Annotated in this window: 12 protein-coding genes; 2 read left to right on the plus strand and 10 right to left on the minus strand. The window is 69.2% G+C overall.

Annotation, left to right across the window (positions count from 1 at the left end; genetic code table 11):
• Nucleotides 1-234: 234 nt before the first annotated feature.
• From Q0309_RS09635 to fliF, 10 genes are all read right to left on the minus strand, one after another.
• Nucleotides 235-2,049: a hypothetical protein gene (locus Q0309_RS09635; RefSeq protein WP_299439986.1), complete on the minus strand. Its 1,815-nt coding sequence runs from the start codon at nucleotides 2,047-2,049 to the stop codon at nucleotides 235-237.
• Between the two features lie 14 nt (nucleotides 2,050-2,063).
• Entirely contained in the window at nucleotides 2,064-2,855 is a 792-nt protein-coding gene (locus Q0309_RS09640; RefSeq protein ID WP_299439988.1) for a MinD/ParA family protein, read from the minus strand.
• Nucleotides 2,852-3,913 (minus strand): GTP-binding protein, encoded by a 1,062-nt coding sequence (locus Q0309_RS09645; protein ID WP_299439990.1) that lies wholly within the window; start codon nucleotides 3,911-3,913, stop codon nucleotides 2,852-2,854. Before Q0309_RS09645 ends, Q0309_RS09640 begins: the two co-directional genes overlap by 4 nt.
• A gap of 163 nt (nucleotides 3,914-4,076) precedes the next feature.
• A complete protein-coding gene (flhA, locus tag Q0309_RS09650; protein WP_299439992.1) occupies nucleotides 4,077-6,245 on the minus strand; it encodes a flagellar biosynthesis protein FlhA in 2,169 nt (722 codons plus the stop codon).
• Nucleotides 6,246-6,316: 71 nt separating this feature from the next.
• Nucleotides 6,317-7,705, minus strand: coding sequence for a sigma-54 dependent transcriptional regulator (locus tag Q0309_RS09655; protein ID WP_299439994.1), 1,389 nt, complete (start codon nucleotides 7,703-7,705; stop codon nucleotides 6,317-6,319).
• 72 nt (nucleotides 7,706-7,777) lie between these two features.
• Nucleotides 7,778-8,620, minus strand: a complete 843-nt coding sequence (locus Q0309_RS09660; RefSeq protein ID WP_299439996.1) for a MotA/TolQ/ExbB proton channel family protein — start codon at nucleotides 8,618-8,620, stop codon at nucleotides 7,778-7,780.
• A 6-nt stretch (nucleotides 8,621-8,626) separates the two neighbouring features.
• Complete coding sequence (gene fliN / locus Q0309_RS09665; protein WP_299439999.1) at nucleotides 8,627-8,986, minus strand: flagellar motor switch protein FliN; 360 nt, start codon at nucleotides 8,984-8,986, stop codon at nucleotides 8,627-8,629.
• Between the two features lie 37 nt (nucleotides 8,987-9,023).
• Nucleotides 9,024-9,908: a FliH/SctL family protein gene (locus Q0309_RS09670; protein WP_299440001.1), complete on the minus strand. Its 885-nt coding sequence runs from the start codon at nucleotides 9,906-9,908 to the stop codon at nucleotides 9,024-9,026.
• Nucleotides 9,909-9,978: 70 nt separating this feature from the next.
• On the minus strand, nucleotides 9,979-10,998 hold the full coding sequence (fliG, locus tag Q0309_RS09675) for a flagellar motor switch protein FliG (protein ID WP_299440003.1): 1,020 nt from the start codon (nucleotides 10,996-10,998) through the stop codon (nucleotides 9,979-9,981).
• 30 nt (nucleotides 10,999-11,028) lie between these two features.
• On the minus strand, nucleotides 11,029-12,669 hold the full coding sequence (gene fliF / locus Q0309_RS09680; RefSeq protein ID WP_299440005.1) for a flagellar basal-body MS-ring/collar protein FliF: 1,641 nt from the start codon (nucleotides 12,667-12,669) through the stop codon (nucleotides 11,029-11,031).
• 292 nt (nucleotides 12,670-12,961) lie between these two features.
• On the opposite strand from fliF, the gene cobB reads away from it, so the two are divergent.
• Nucleotides 12,962-13,690: a Sir2 family NAD+-dependent deacetylase gene (gene cobB / locus Q0309_RS09685; RefSeq protein ID WP_299440007.1), complete on the plus strand. Its 729-nt coding sequence runs from the start codon at nucleotides 12,962-12,964 to the stop codon at nucleotides 13,688-13,690.
• Between the two features lie 6 nt (nucleotides 13,691-13,696).
• Nucleotides 13,697-14,290, plus strand: coding sequence for a uracil-DNA glycosylase family protein (locus Q0309_RS09690; protein WP_299440009.1), 594 nt, complete (start codon nucleotides 13,697-13,699; stop codon nucleotides 14,288-14,290).
• Nucleotides 14,291-14,761 lie beyond the last annotated feature (471 nt).

Raw genomic sequence — 14,761 nt, forward strand, 5'->3', positions numbered from 1 at the left:
CCAAAAACCAGTTCGTTGGAGTTCTGCCAGCAGGAAACCGACCCTAAGCTTCTAAGGCTAACACGGGACCGGATGCAACCCTGCAGGACGTCGTAGTTCGAACGAGATCTTCGGCCTTATACGTTCGAGGGAGAATCTGGATTGCTTCACCCCCCGTGCGGCCGCAGCGGAACGTCAACCGTGACATCGTGGAAATGGTTTCGCATTGACGTTCGTCAACCAGGATCGTTTCGCTCATGCGAAGACCCCGCCGGGTGGCGTGGTGGGCGGAGGGGGGCTCTTGGGGCTGGTGGCCGGCATGGGATCGACAAAGGCGCCGTCGGCGCGGAAGGTCAATCCGCCTTCCAGTCCAAGGGCTTCCAGGCTGTTCGTGGCAATGGCGGACAAGTCCGCGCGCAGGTCGGCCGGCAGCGGCGCCGCCGTGCGCAGGATCAGCCGCAGGCGCCGCGCCGGCGTCTCGACGAGGCCATCGAGCTGCATCCGCCCGAGACGTGACAGGGTGACGTCCACAAGAAACCGTTGGCCGCCGTCGCCGTCCTGACCGGGGCGTCCCTCGGCGTCTTCGGGCGGGTCGCCCCGGCCACCGATGACTCTCAGAATCACCGAAATGGCGCTGATCTCGGCCTGATCGGACAGCGGCAGCGTCAGGGCACGCCACTCGCCGCCCGGGCTTTCCCGCACCCGGCCGGCCAGGTCGGTCAGGTCCTGCCGGAGCGTCTCGGCCGCCTGGCGGCCGGCCGGGCCGGCCCGATCCAGGGCGCGCATGGTGGCATCTCCCGGCCACTGGCGGGCGTCACCGCCGGCCCGCAATGCGCCGGCGACCGTGACCATGGCGGCGGCCAGTTGGGGTCCGGGCCGGGGGATCGCGCTTTCCAGGGCCCGCGCCGCCGCCGGGTCCGTTCGGGCCAGGGTGTCGACGGCCTGGGACAGCGCCGGCCAGCCCTGGCCGCCGCCCTGCGGCACGGCGGGGGCGGCGCCGACGCCAGTCGAGGCCGGGGGGGCGCTGGACACGATGCTCAGGGAGATCTGGCTGCCCGGCGGCGCATCCAGGCGCACGGGCAGGGCGAGGGTGCCGGAGGGCGTCCGGATCAGGCTTTGCGCGCCCGAGGGCTGACCCGTCAGGAGCCCGGTCAGGCGGTTGGGGGCCTGGGACGTGTCGCCCTGAGCGGCGGGGGCCTTGGCCGCCTGTCCTCCGGTGGCATGGGCCACGCCGCTGGAACTCCCGGCGGACGGCGTGGACGCGCCCGGGGTCGTGGGTCCGGACACGAAGGACCTGGCCGCCCCTGGCGTAACGGCGGTCCCCGGTGGCGCGATCGGGAGGCGAGCCACCTGACCCGTCGGCGTTGGCGCCCCTGAGGCAGGCGGGGCCGCCGACCCGCGCGCGGCGGCAGCGTTCGGGGCCGTCACGTCCGCCGCTGCCGGTGCCGGCCCCGCGCCTCCGGCCGTGCCTGCCACCACGCCGGGTGAGCCCGGGGGCTGGATGGCCATCACCCGCACCGTCAGGCGGGTTCCCGCCGGCCACTGAGTGGACGCGGACGCGGCCGGGTCCGTCGAACCCGCTGTGCCGGCACCGCGCAGCACGGTCGCCGTCAGCAGGCCCCGGGTCGAGGCGTCAGGAGTCCCGGCCACCGCTCCGGTGCCCGCCGCCGGGCCGGTGGTCAAGAGGGCGCCTGGGGTGCCGCTGGCGGCCGGTCCAGGCGCGGCCGTGGCGGGCGCTCCGGCGCTGGGCGGGGCTGATTGTAATGGCTGCCCGTTCAGGGCGGTGATCCGCATCAGCGCGGTGCCGCGCGCCAGCGACAGCAGGTTCAGGGACAAGTCTGTCCCCGCCGGCAGGGGCAGGCTGGTGCGCACGTTCATTTGCCCCAGATCCGTCTGCACCACCGCCAGCCGGCCGCCCTGCGCGGCCTGGATCACCCGGGCCTGCAGCACGGCGTTGGCCTGCGCCTCGGCGAGCGCCCGGGGGGGATCGACGACGGTCAGCGTCGCCGGGGCCGGCGCGGCGGGCCGCGCCGGGGGCTGCGGCGGAACGGGCGGCGGAACGGTGCTCATGGGCGGACGGCTCCCTACCCGGCGAGCAGGCGGTCCGCAAGCGCTTCCACATCCAAAGCGGCTTCGCTGTTGGGATAGCGGGTCAGCAGCGGGATCTGATTGCGGATCGACTCCCGCACCCGGGTATCCCGACGCACCACCCCCGCCAACGGCGGCGCGATCCGCAGGAACCCCTGGCACGCCTTCAGCAGGGTGCTGTAGGTGCGTTCGCCCTCGCGGGTGGAGTTGGCGGCGTTGACGACCACGCGCACATCCACCTCCGGCCGCTCGATGGCGGTGATCTTGATGAAGGCGTAGGCGTCGGTGAGCGCGGTGGGCTCGTCCGAGGTCACCACCAGAACGGTGGCCGCCGCCCGGGCCAGCAAACGCACCGACTTCTCGACGCCGGCGCCCAGGTCGAGCAGCACGTTGTCGTAGGACCGGCCCATCAACACCAGGTCCTCGGCCACCAGTTGCAGGCGGCTGGCCGGGATGTTGGCCAGGCTGCCGGAGCCGGAGCGGCCGGCGATCACGTCGAACCCGCCGGTCTCGAAGGGGGTCGCCGCCTGATTGAGGGTCAGCTTGCCGGCCACCACGCTACCCAGGTCGTGGCGCGGCATCAGGCCCAACTGAATGTCGATGTTGGCCAAGCCCAGGTCGCCGTCGAACAGCAGGACACGCCGGTTGCGCCGCGCCAACGCGTGGCTGAGGGTGATGGCGAACCACGTCTTGCCGACGCCACCCTTGCCGGAGGCAATGGCCATGACGTTCTGGGCGGCCTCCTGGGGCACGGCGCGTGGAGCCATGGTGGGATCAAGCGTGGTCATCGGGCTGCCTCGGTGGCGGAGGGCGACAGGGACTCGGGTGTTTCGGCCGCCGTCTCGGATGGGTCCTCGGGCGCCCCTCCCTCGTGCGGGCGCATGGGCAGGATCAGCTTGGCCAGGGACAACGGATTGATCGGAACCAGCCCATTGGCCACGTGCGGGCTGATGGTGACTTCGCTGAACATCAGTTGCCCGTGATCGGCGGCCGCCAGGATGCCGCCCAGGCGCCGGGCCATGTCCAGCCGTGTGGCCAGAAGCCGTGTCGCGCCGACCCGGGCGAAGCTCTCGCCGGCCTCGGCGCCTTCCATGGGGTCGATGCCGGCGGCCAGCACAAGGATGGGCTCGACGTCGGCGGCCTCGATCAACTCTCGCAGGTATTCGATGTCGTGGCGGGAAAACGGATTCACGCCCGGACTGTCGATGAACACGAGATCATGCAGCCCGATCCCTTCCTCCACAAGATGGCGCAACGACTCGGGGCCGCGCGCCCGCTTGAGGTCGACTTCAAGGATGCGCGTGAAGGCGGCGAGCTGGGCCAGGGCACCGGCGCGCACGGAATCGGCGCTGATGACGCCGACGGGGCGGCCGCCAAGGCGGGCGCGCGCGGCCAGTTTGGCGACGGCGATGGTCTTGCCCACGCCGGGCGGGCCGATGACCAGGAAGGGGCGCGGAGACTTGCGTTCCGGCAGCGGCGCGAAGGCGAACGTGTCGCCCAGGGCATTGGCGCAGGCCGACAGGCCGTCCTCGGCCACGGCCTCGTGCACGCGCGCCAGCAGCCGTTCCGTCAGGCGGGCCGGCGCACCATGGTACGACAGGGCGGAACTGACCTCCTGCACCCGGGCGTCGTTGGCCAGTTCTTCCAGGCCCTCGGTGGACTCGGCGTGCAGCGCGGCCCGCAGGTCGCCGTCCTGGTCCGGCTCCTCGACGGCGGCCGTGATGCGGATGGCGCCGTCGCCCGCCGCCCGCTGGGTCGAGACGATGATGGCATCGTCCCCCAGTTCCTGGCGGATCAGGGCCATGGCCTCCGCCATGCTGGGCGCGGAGTAACACTTCAACCGCATGGGCCGGCGGTTCCCTCGTTTCCCGGCCGGCATATGATGCGGGCGACACCACTCATGAATTGTGCCCCAGTCCGCGGGCGGGACCAGTCGGCCGGATCCCCCACCTGCCGCGACTGTACGCAGGTGTCCCTTAAATCTGTCCTAACGGGAGCCGGCGGGACGCCTAAATCTGACCCAGCGTCTTGATCCGCGCCTTGGGGTGGATCTCGTTTTGGGACATGACCACCGTCAGCGGCCGGAAGCGTTCGACGATCGAGCGCACGTAGGGGCGGACGCCGGGGCTGGTCAGCAGCACCGGCGCCTCGCCCTGCATGGCGAACCGCTCAAAGGTCTGGCGTACGGTCACGATGAATTCTTGCAGGCGCGACGGGGCCATGGACAGTTGGCGGTCGTCGCCCTGGCCCACCAGCGACTGGGCGAACTCCTGCTCCCATTCGCTGGTCAGGGTGACCAGCGGCACGACGCCCTCGCCGTTGACGTTGGCATCGCAAAGCTGGCGGGCCAGCCGCGCCCGGACGTGTTCGGTGACCATCAGGACATTGCGGGTCGATGCGGTGGCCTCGCTGATGCCCTCCAGGATGGTCGGCAGATCGCGGATCGACACCCGCTCGTTCAGCAGGTTCTGCAGCACGCGCTGCACACCGCTGGACGAGATCTGGTTGGGGATCAGGTCGGCGATGAGCTTCTGATGGTCCTTGTCCAGTTCGCCGAGCAGTTTCTGTGTCTCGGCGAAGGACAACAGATCGGCCATGTTGTCCTTGACCACCTCGGTCAGGTGGGTGGTGACCACGGTGGGCGGATCGACCACCGTATAGCCCCGGAACATGGCCTCCTCGCGGTTGGAGGCGTCCGACCAGACGGCCGGCAGGCCGAAGGTGGGCTCGGTCGTCTTCTCGCCCGGCAGGGTGATCTCCTCGCCGCGCGGGTCCATGACCAGCAACATGTTGGGGCGCAGGTCGCCGCGTCCCGATTCCACTTCCTTGACGTAGATCACATAGGTATTGGCGCCGAGCTGCATGTTGTCCTGGATGCGCACCGACGGCATGATAAAGCCCATCTCCATGGCCAGGGAGCGCCGCAGCGCCTTGATCTGGTCGGTCAGGCGCGATGAACTCGGGCTGTTGATCATGGACAGCAGGCCGTAGCCCAGTTCCAGGCGCACCAGATCGATCCTGAGCGCCGTCGAGATCGGCTCCTCGGCCACCGGGGCCGGCGCGGCGTCGGCCGGCGCCGTGGCGACGGCCTCGGCGAGCTTGCGTTGTTGCTGGGACAGATACAGGGCGCTGGCGCCCGCCGCCAGCCCCAGCAGGGTAAACGGCAGGAACGGCGTGCCCGGCAGCAGGGCCAGCGCCAGCGCCAGCACGGCACTCATGCCGAGCGCGCTGGGGTAGGCCTTGAACTGGGTCAGCAGGGTGGTCTCGGCGCTGTCCTTCAGGCCGCCCTTGGCGACCATCAGGCCGGCGCCCACCGAGACGATCAGGGCCGGGATCTGCGACACCAGGCCGTCGCCCACGGTCAGGCGCGTGTAGACGTCGGCGGCCTCGCCGAAGCTCAGGCCGCCCTGCACCATGCCGATGACCATGCCGCCGATGATGTTGATCATCGTGATCAGGATGCCGGCGATGGCGTCGCCGCGCACGAACTTCGAGGCGCCGTCCATGGCGCCGAAGAAGTCGGCCTCCTTTTGCATTTCCTCGCGCCGCGCCCGGGCCTCGTCCTCGGTGATCAGGCCGCTGGACAGGTCGGCGTCGATCGCCATCTGCTTGCCCGGCATGGCATCCAGGGTGAAGCGGGCCGACACCTCGGCGATACGTGTGGCGCCCTTGGTGATGACCATGAAGTTGACCAGCACCAGGATGGCGAAGACGATGACGCCGATGACGAAGTTGCCGCCCATGATGAAGCCGCCGAAGGCCTCGATCACCTGGCCGGCGGCGTCTGTTCCCTCGTGGCCGTTGGCCAGGATCAGGCGTGTCGAGGCCAGGTTGAGCGCCAGTCGCAACAACGTGGCGATCAGCAGCACCATGGGGAACGAGTTGAACTCCATGGACTTGCGCACGTAGATCACGGTCATCAGCACCAGCGTCGAGAACGTCAGCGACAACGCCAGCATGATGTCCAGCATCCACGGCGGCATGGGCAGGATAAGCACCACCAGGATGGCGATGATGCCCAGGGCCAGCCCGATCTCGCCCCTGGGGATGAGGTCCTGGAGTCGGCCGAACGTTCCGGCCAGGGTGCCGCCACCACCGCCGGCCTGTCCCTCGGGGACGCCGGCGGACTCGCCCTGGGCCACCATGGCCCGCCCCTGTCCGCCTGTCTGCTCGGCCATCGCCGTTGTCTTCCGTGCTCGTGTGTCAGGTCTTGGGTCCGGTCCGCCTACGCGGCCGGCTCAGGTTCGCGTCAAAGCCGCCCTGGCAGGACCGGCGGGTCGTCCGCCGTCGCCGCCACGCCGACGCCGGGTGACGGCACCGCCACGCCCTCGTCGGAATACTGGCGCAGCTTGTTGCGCAGGGTACGAATGGAGATGCCCAGGATGGTGGCCGCGTGCGTGCGGTTGCCCAGGCAGTGGCGCAGGGTGTCGATGATCAGGTCGCGTTCCACGTCGGCGACGGTGCGCCCCACCAGGGCGCCGGTGCCGCCAGGCCCGGCGCCGCCGTTGCCGGAGGCCGCGCCGGCGGGGTCCGGAGCCGGGCCACCCTCGATCAACACCGCCTCCGGGCCGATCTCGTCGCCGTGGGCGAGCAGCACGGCGCGGTGCAGGGTGTTTTCCAACTCGCGCACGTTGCCGGGCCAGGCGTGGGCGCGCAGCATGGCGAGGGCGGCGCTGGACAGCGGCCGCTCGGCGAGATGGTTGGCCTGGGCGTACTTGCGGGCGAAGTGGCGGGCCAGCAGGTCGATGTCCTGCGGGCGCTGGCGCAGCGGCGGCAGCGGCAGGGTGATGACGTTGAGACGGAAGAACAGGTCCTCGCGGAAACGGCCGGCGGCCACTTCGGCCTTCAGGTCGCGGTTGGAGGTGGCGACGATGCGGGTGTCGACGCGGACCGGCTGCTTGCCGCCGATGCGGTCGATCTCGCGTTCCTGCAGCACGCGCAGCAGCTTGGCCTGCAGGCGCACGTCCATTTCCGAGATTTCGTCGAGCAACAGCGTGCCGCCGCTGGCCTCCTCGAACTTGCCGATGCGTCGGGCCACGGCGCCGGTGAAGGCGCCCTTCTCATGCCCGAACAACTCGCTTTCCAGCAGGGCCTCGGGGATGGCGGCGCAGTTGACGGCGATGAACGGACCGTCGGCCCGGCGGCTGCCCCGGTGCAGGTGGCGGGCGATCAGTTCCTTGCCGGTGCCGGACTCCCCGGTCACCATCACGCTGGCGTCGCTGGGGGCCACCTGCTCGGCCATCGTCACCACCCGGGCCATGGCCGGATCGCGGAACACCAGGGCGTGGCGGTCCTGGGCCACGGCCTGCAGAACGGCGGCGATCAGTTCCGGGTCCGGCGGCAGGGGAATGAACTCCTTGGCGCCGGCCTTGATGGCCCGCACCGCCGCCTTGGAATCGCTTTCCACGCCGTAGGCGACGACCGGCGCGACGATGTGCTCGGCCGCCATGCCGTCGATCAGCGCGGCGACATCAAAGCGGCCGTCGATCATCACCAGGTCGGCGCCGCGCCCGGCGCGCAACGCCTGGAGCGCGGCCGCCACGTCGTTGGCCTGGGCCACCTTGGCGCCGCGCTGCACGGCGATGCGCGCGGCCGCGCCGACCTGACCCTCCATGGATCCGACGATCAGCACGCGCATGGCCGGGCCTCCCCCCAAACGTCGTCGCCGGGGTGCTGTTCGGGCACGAGCGGGTGGCGCGGACGGATCCGGTCAGACATGGAGGCGGCGGACTCGCTGATGGGGCGGCAGAACGCTGTTCAGCAGCATCTCTAGCCGCCGGGGGTTTTCCTTGCGGGCGATGGACAGCACGCCCAGGACGTAGACGTGGCGCACCAGGTGTTCCTCGGTGGCGTTGCGCTCCAGCTTGCTGGCCAGGGGGGAGAAGACCACGTTGGACAGGATGGCGCCGTAAAAGGTGGTCAGCACCGCCACGGCCATGCTGGGGCCGATGCGCTCCGGCGCGTCGAGATTGCCGAGAAGTTGCACCAGCCCGATCAGGGTGCCGATCAGGCCCATGGCCGGCGAGACCTCGGCGGCGCGCCGCAGCACGCCGACGGCACGCGCGTGACGGGCGGCGGTGGCGTCCATTTCCTGGCGCAGCATGGCCTCGACCTCGTCCTCGGCGACGCCGTCGATGACCAGCCCCAGACCCTTGTTGAGGAAGGGTTCGTCCGCCGTGCTGTCCAGGGGCGCGCCCTGCATCTTCAGCAGGCCCTTGGCGCGGGCCGTCTCGGCCAGGTCGAGCATCCGCTCGGCGGCGTCGCCGGCGTCGATGCGCGGGTGCTGGACGGTGCGGGGCAGGACGGCGATGGTGCCCGCCACTTCCTTGAAGGTGAAGGCGGCCAGGGTCACCGCGAGGGTGCCCAAAACGACGATCAGAAGGCCGGGAAGGTTCAGGAACGACCCGGGCGAGCCGCCCAGCAACAGCGCCAGGACGATCAGGACCAGGGCGCCGCCGATTCCCACCACCGTCGCCATGTCCACGCCGGCGTGGTCGGCGGTGGCGGCGGTGGCGGCGCGGGGTCGCTCGAACAGGAAATCGCTGTCGCGCATCGCGTCTCAGCCCCGGTCCGTCTTGATGATCTCGGTCATGGTCACGCCCAGGCGCTCCTCGACCACCACCACCTCGCCGCGCGCCACCAGGCGGTTGTTGACGTAGATGTCGATGGCCTCGCCGACCTTGCGGTCCAGTTCGACCACCGCGCCTCGGCCCAGCTTGAGCAGTTGGTTGACCTGCATGTGCGACTTGCCGAGCACGGCCGAGACCTGCACCGGAATGTCGTACACCGCTTCCAGGTCAGAGGCGGAGCGGGGACGGTCCGGGACGTGCGTGCTGGCCTCGTCGGCCGGGCCACCGGAATCGACGGGCCGTTGCGGCTCGTCCAGTTCATCAAGGTTGAAGTCCGTCTCGTCGGCCATGGTGTCCAAATCTCCCTATGCGCGGTGCGCCGCGCGCTCATGCGTCGTCCGTGACCGCGCCGTCCGTGACCGCGCCCCTGTGTTTGGGTGGCACCTCAAGGGGAGGCGCCAGGTCCGCATTCGGTTTCGTCGTCGGATGCGGGTCCGGGTTCGGCTCCGAGGCCTCCGGGGCCGGCGGCACCGTCTCCCCGAGCTGGCGTTCCACGGCGGCCTCGATCTCCGACCAAGAGCGGGCCGTATCCCGCTCGATACCGCCATCGCCCCATTCCAGACGGCAGTCGGCGCGGTCCAGCGCGTTGTCGGGCCGCACCACGATGCGCCCCTCGTAGCCGCTGGAGGCCTGCAGGTCGCGCACCGCCTCGCGGACGGTTTCGGCGATGGCGCCATGAACCCGCACCACCAGCCGGGGCTGGTCGGCCAACTCGGGCATGATGGTGGAGACGAGGTGTTCGATCTCCTCGGCGGCCGTCCGTTCGCCCGTGGCCGGCAGGATGCGCCGGGTGATGACCAGGGCCAGCCGGATGGCCTGCTGTTCCAGGCGCGCGTTGTGGGCGCGCTGGGCCTCGTCCATGCGGTTGATCGCCTCGGCGATGGCCTTCACCGCCAGCGCGTGCGCGTGGGTGTCGGTCTTGGCGGCCTCTTCCAGCGCCTCGGTGTGACCCCTGATGTAGCCTTCCTCGCGGGCGGCCTCCACCTGAGCCTCGGTGTACATGTTCGGCGGCGGCGTGGCCGGCTCGTCGGAGCTGCGCCGGCGGCGGTCCAGGCCGGAATACTCACCGGTCTCGCTGTCGTTGCTCGCCGCCGCCGGCTTGCCGGGGTTCTCGTCGGCGCGCGCCTTCGCGAGGGACGCCGACGCGCGTCGACGGCCGAAATTCGGCTCGTCGAACGACCGGTCGAACAGAAACTTCTCCACCGAGACCATTGCGGGGCGGCTCCATCAGGCGCGGGGTCTCCGTGCCGTGACGGAGACGGGGTGGGACCGGCGGCTCCGGTCAGTACACGAGTTCGTCGTCTTCCTTGCCCTCGGAGATGACGATCTGGCCGGTGTTGGCGAGTTCCTTGGCCAGGGCGACGATGCCGTTCTGTGCCTCGTCCACCTCGCGCACGCGAACCGGCCCCATGGCGTCCATGTCCTCGCGCAGCATCTTGCCGGCGCGTTCCGACATGTTCTTGAAGAACAGGTCCTTGATGTTGTCCGAGGCCCCCTTGAGGGCGAGGCCCAGCTTGTCCTTCTCCACGTGGCGCAGCAGCACCTGCACACCCTGGGCGTCGAGGCGCACCAGATCCTCGAAGGTGAACATGAGCTGCTTGATGCGCTCGGCGGATTCGCGGTTGCGTTCCTCCAGGGCGGTGACGAACCGGTTTTCGGTGTTGCGGTCGAGGCTGTTGAAGATCTCGGCCATCATCTCGTGGGCGTCGCGGCGCGCCGTGCGGGCCAGGTTGGACATGAATTCCGTCCTCAAGGTCTTTTCCACGCCGTCGAGAACCTCTTTCTGCACCGCTTCCATGTGCAGCATCCGCATCACCACTTCCATGGCGAAGTTCTCGGGCAGCAGCGCCATGACGCGGGCGGCGTGATCCGATTTGATCTTGGACAGCACAACGGCGACCGTCTGCGGGTACTCGTTCTTCAGGTAGTTCGCCAGGACCTGCTCGCTGACATTGCCCAGCTTGTCCCACATGGTGCGGCCGGCCGGACCCCGGATCTCCTCCATGATCGCCTCGACGCGATCCTTGGGCAGGGAGCGCATCAGCAGCCGTTCGGTGGTGTCGAACGAGCCGACCAGGGAGCCGGTGTTGGAAATGGCGTCGGCGAATTCGACGAACAGCCGCTCGACGAGGTTGGAACTGATGGTGCCCAGGCTGGACATCACCTGCGACAACTCGCGGATTTCCTCGTCGTCCATCATGGCGAACAGCTTGGTCGAGTATTCCTCGCCCAGCGACAACATCATGATGCCGGCCTTCTGGGGTCCGGTGAGGCTGCGATAGTCTTCCTTGACACGACCCACGGTCAAATCTCCCTGAAATACGGCGTGCCGTCAGCTTTCTTGGTAAAGCCAGGTGCGAATGATGCTCAGGGCTTCTTCCGGATGCTTGTCGACGATTTCGCCGATCTTGCGCAGGCTGGAGGCTTTCACCCGGCCCTCGACCTTCTCGATGTCGATCAGTTCCTCGGTGTCCTCGAAGTCGTCGTCGCCCAGGCCAATGGGCACCGGCGCGGTGGCCGGGCCGGGAAGTTGCGGGGCGCCGGCCGCCTCGGCCGACAGCAGACCGGTGGCGCCGCCGTCGGCACCCGATGGCAGGCTCTCGAACGCCCGCGTGACCAGCGGACGCACGACCAGCAGGATGACCAGGATGGCGACGAGGGCCACGCCCAGGCCCTCGGCCATGCGCATGATTTCGTCCTTGGTGAAGCCCATGAACATCCAGGGCTCTTCCTCGGCGAACAGGGCGTCGAGGTCGGCGAAGCGCATGTTGATGACTTCGATCTGATCGCCGCGCGTCGCGTCATAGCCGATGGCCGAGCGCACCAGGGACGCAATCTGCTCCATTTCCGCGTCCGGCCGCGGCTCGTAGGTGGGCTGGCCGTCGGGGCTGGTGCCCCGCACACCGTCCACCAGCACGGCGACGCTGAGCCGGTCGATGACGCCGGCCTCGCGCACCTGGTTGGTGACCCGGCGCGAGATCTCGTAGTTGACCGTTTCCTCGGTGCGGTTCTCGGTGGTCGAGGTGGTGGCGCCACCCCCGGTTTCCTGGAACTCGCCCTCCGGCAGGTTGGTGCCGACGGTGACCGGCGGCGGCTCGCTGTCGGTGCTTTCGTAGTTCTCTTCGACGGTCACAGTGGAGCGGGCCACCTGCTGGTCCGGGTCGTAGATCTCTTCGTTGGTGACCACGCGGTCGAAGTTCATGTCGGCGTGGACCTCGGCCCGCACCGTGTCAGGCCCCAGGGTGCGACCCAGCAGGTCCTCGATGGACCGCGCGAGGCGTTGTTCCTGGTCGCGCCGTGCCTCCTCGCGGGTCAGGGCGGCGAGGCTGCCGTCCTCGTCCATGCCCCGGGTCAGCATCTTGCCGCGCTCGTCGATGATCGACACCCGGTCGGTGCCCATCTGCGGCACGGCGGCGGCGATCAGGTTCTGGATGGCCACCACCTGCCCGGCTTCCAGCCGGCCGCGCCCCATGGACACCATGACCGACGCGGAGGGCTCGTTGGTCTCGCGCGTGAACACCTCACGCTTGGGCAGAACCAGATGGACGCGGGCGTTACGGACGCCGTCGATGGCGCGGATGGTGCGCGCCAGTTCGCCTTCCAGCGCCCGCACGAGGTTGACGTTCTGGATGAAGTTGGTCGAGCCCAACATGCTGGTCTCGTCGAACACCTCATAGCCCACCGAGGCGCCGCCGCCGACCGCCAGTTCGGCGGTCTGCAGGCGCATCCGGTCGCGCTGCTCGGTCGGGACACGGACCTCGGTGCCGTTGGCGGCGAGCTGGTAGGGGATGTTCTGCTCCTCCAGGCTCTGCACGATGGCCTGGGCATCCGCCGGATTGAGGCCGCTGTAGAGCAGCTCGTACTGGGGCGTGGCGAAGCGCGTGACGAAGAAGATGACAAGGCCGATCAGGGCCACCACCACACCTGCCATGGCGGCAAGGCGGGCGGGGCCCAGATTGCGCATCTGATCCATGAAGCCGCTCAAGGCATGGCCCCTCTGATCGATTGGCCCGGGCGGCGGGCCGTGGCGGTGGGTCGGAGCAAGTGGGACAAGGTCTGCCGCGCCCCAACCGACGGGCCGGAAGACCGGACAACACCCTGTGACGGTCGCCCTTGAACCATCGTCAGGCTAGCGACCGGCGGTTAAAGAACTCCTTACCGGTAGGCAGATGTTGCCGGTGGCATTTCGCCCTCTCGCCTCGTGGCGTGTGGCGTGATACCCAGTCCCCCGATCGAGAAAGCGACCGCGCGAGGGAGCCCACGCCATGCCCACCCGCTCAGGCCCCATCGTCATTCTCACCGGCGCCGGCATTTCAAAAGAATCCGGCCTGGACACGTTTCGCTGCGCCGGCGGCATCTGGACCCAGGTGAGCCTGGAGGATGTGGCGACACCGGAGGGGTTCGCCCGCGATCCGGTGCGCGTGCAGGCGTTCTATAACGACCGCCGGCGCGGTCTGTTGACCGACAACATCCGGCCCAACGCCGCGCACGAGGCCCTGGCCCGGCTGGAGCGTGACTGGGACGACGAGGTGCTGCTGGTCACGCAGAACATCGACAATCTGCACGAACGCGGCGGCTCGACGAACATCCTGCACATGCACGGCGAGTTGCTCAAGGTCCGGTGCGAGCACTGCGGCGGTGTGCACGAATGGCACACCGATCTCGGCGCCGACGACATCTGTCCGGCGTGTGGCACGGCCGGCCTGATGCGCCCGCATGTGGTCTGGTTCGGCGAGATCCCGCTGGGCATGGAGCGGATCGCCGACGCTCTGGACCGCTGTGCTCTGTTCATGTCCGTCGGCACCAGCGGCACCGTCTATCCCGCCGCCGGCTTCGTCGCCGAGGTGGTCCGGTTCGGCCGCGCGCACACCGTCGAACTGAACATGGAGGCCAGCCACGGCGCCACGCTGTTCCGCGAGGCCATCCAGGGTCCGGCGACCGCGCTTGTGCCGGCGTATGTGGACCGCCTTCTGAACGAGGGGATTCCGGGGTAGGGCGACGTGCCGACCCTTGACGAGACCGTGGCGGCGGCGCGCGCCTGTGCGCTGTGCGCGGCGCATCTGCCGCTGGGGCCGCGCCCGGTGCTGCGGGCGCGCGAGACGGCGCGGGTGCTGATCATCGGCCAGGCGCCTGGAACGAAGGTGCACGCCACCGGCCTGCCCTGGAACGACCCCTCGGGCGATCGGTTGCGCAACTGGATGGGGGTCGACCGCGAGACCTTCTACGACGATCGCCGGATCGCCATTGTCCCCATGGGCCTGTGCTACCCGGGCCGCCTGCCACGTGGCGGCGACGCGCCGCCCCGGCCCGAATGCGCGCCGACGTGGCACCCGCCGTTGCTGGCCGGACTGCCGGACGTGGCCTTGACCCTGCTGGTGGGGCAGTACGCCCAGGTACGCTATCTGGGCGAAGGGCGCGGCCGCACCCTGACCGAGACCGTGCGCGCCTTCCCCACCACGCTTGAACACGGCCTGCTGCCACTGCCGCACCCAAGCTGGCGCAATACCGCCTGGCTGCGCCGCCATCCCTGGTTCGAGGTCGAGTTGCTGCCGGTGCTGCGAGACCGTTTGGCGACGCTGCTCGAACGGCCTTGACGGCGGTGGCGTGTGGCAGCTTCACTTGCGGTGACAACGATTCGTCGGCCGGCCGGCGCGACTGCGCCGGCGCGGCGAAGCCGCGGAGCCGCGCGCCCCAAAGGGGCGCTGCGGCGAGAAAAACAAAAAACGCAACAAAGCCGGCTGGGCGTCGTGAAGACCGGACGAGTCGACTCTATCATCGCCGGGTATGACAGAGCCGGCAGGCCCGCAGAGTGGAAGCACAGCGTCCACCGCCACCCTCGCGTCGGACCATACCGAGAAACGACGTGGAGACTGCCGTAAGGGGCGCTGCAGTCGTTTTGTCTTAATGGCTTAGCTTTGTTGATAAATCAGATGGCTTAATCTTACTGAGTCACAAACTCGCACCCTTCAGGTGTTTTTGACGCGATATGCTGTTATAAGGTGAAAAATCCACGCTGCATGATGGGGTTGGCGATGGATCTTGCCTGGACTGACGGAGACAGTGAA

This window comes from uncultured Rhodospira sp., from assembly GCF_937138205.1.
In the GTDB taxonomy this organism is placed as follows: Bacteria; Pseudomonadota; Alphaproteobacteria; order Rhodospirillales; family Rhodospirillaceae; genus Rhodospira.

Bases quoted from the DNA above. Each gene is read 5' to 3' on its own strand.
- Q0309_RS09640 (WP_299439988.1), bottom strand. From the start codon at position 2,855: ATGACCACGCTTGATCCCACCATGGCTCCACGCGCCGTGCCCCAGGAG.
- Q0309_RS09645 (WP_299439990.1), bottom strand. From the start codon at position 3,913: ATGCGGTTGAAGTGTTACTCCGCGCCCAGCATGGCGGAGGCCATGGCC.
- Q0309_RS09635 (WP_299439986.1), bottom strand. From the start codon at position 2,049: ATGAGCACCGTTCCGCCGCCCGTTCCGCCGCAGCCCCCGGCGCGGCCC.
- cobB (WP_299440007.1), top strand. From the start codon at position 12,962: ATGCCCACCCGCTCAGGCCCCATCGTCATTCTCACCGGCGCCGGCATT.
- Q0309_RS09670 (WP_299440001.1), bottom strand. From the start codon at position 9,908: ATGGTCTCGGTGGAGAAGTTTCTGTTCGACCGGTCGTTCGACGAGCCG.
- Q0309_RS09660 (WP_299439996.1), bottom strand. From the start codon at position 8,620: ATGCGCGACAGCGATTTCCTGTTCGAGCGACCCCGCGCCGCCACCGCC.
- flhA (WP_299439992.1), bottom strand. From the start codon at position 6,245: ATGGCCGAGCAGACAGGCGGACAGGGGCGGGCCATGGTGGCCCAGGGC.
- Q0309_RS09655 (WP_299439994.1), bottom strand. From the start codon at position 7,705: ATGCGCGTGCTGATCGTCGGATCCATGGAGGGTCAGGTCGGCGCGGCC.
- fliN (WP_299439999.1), bottom strand. From the start codon at position 8,986: ATGGCCGACGAGACGGACTTCAACCTTGATGAACTGGACGAGCCGCAA.
- fliF (WP_299440005.1), bottom strand. From the start codon at position 12,669: ATGGATCAGATGCGCAATCTGGGCCCCGCCCGCCTTGCCGCCATGGCA.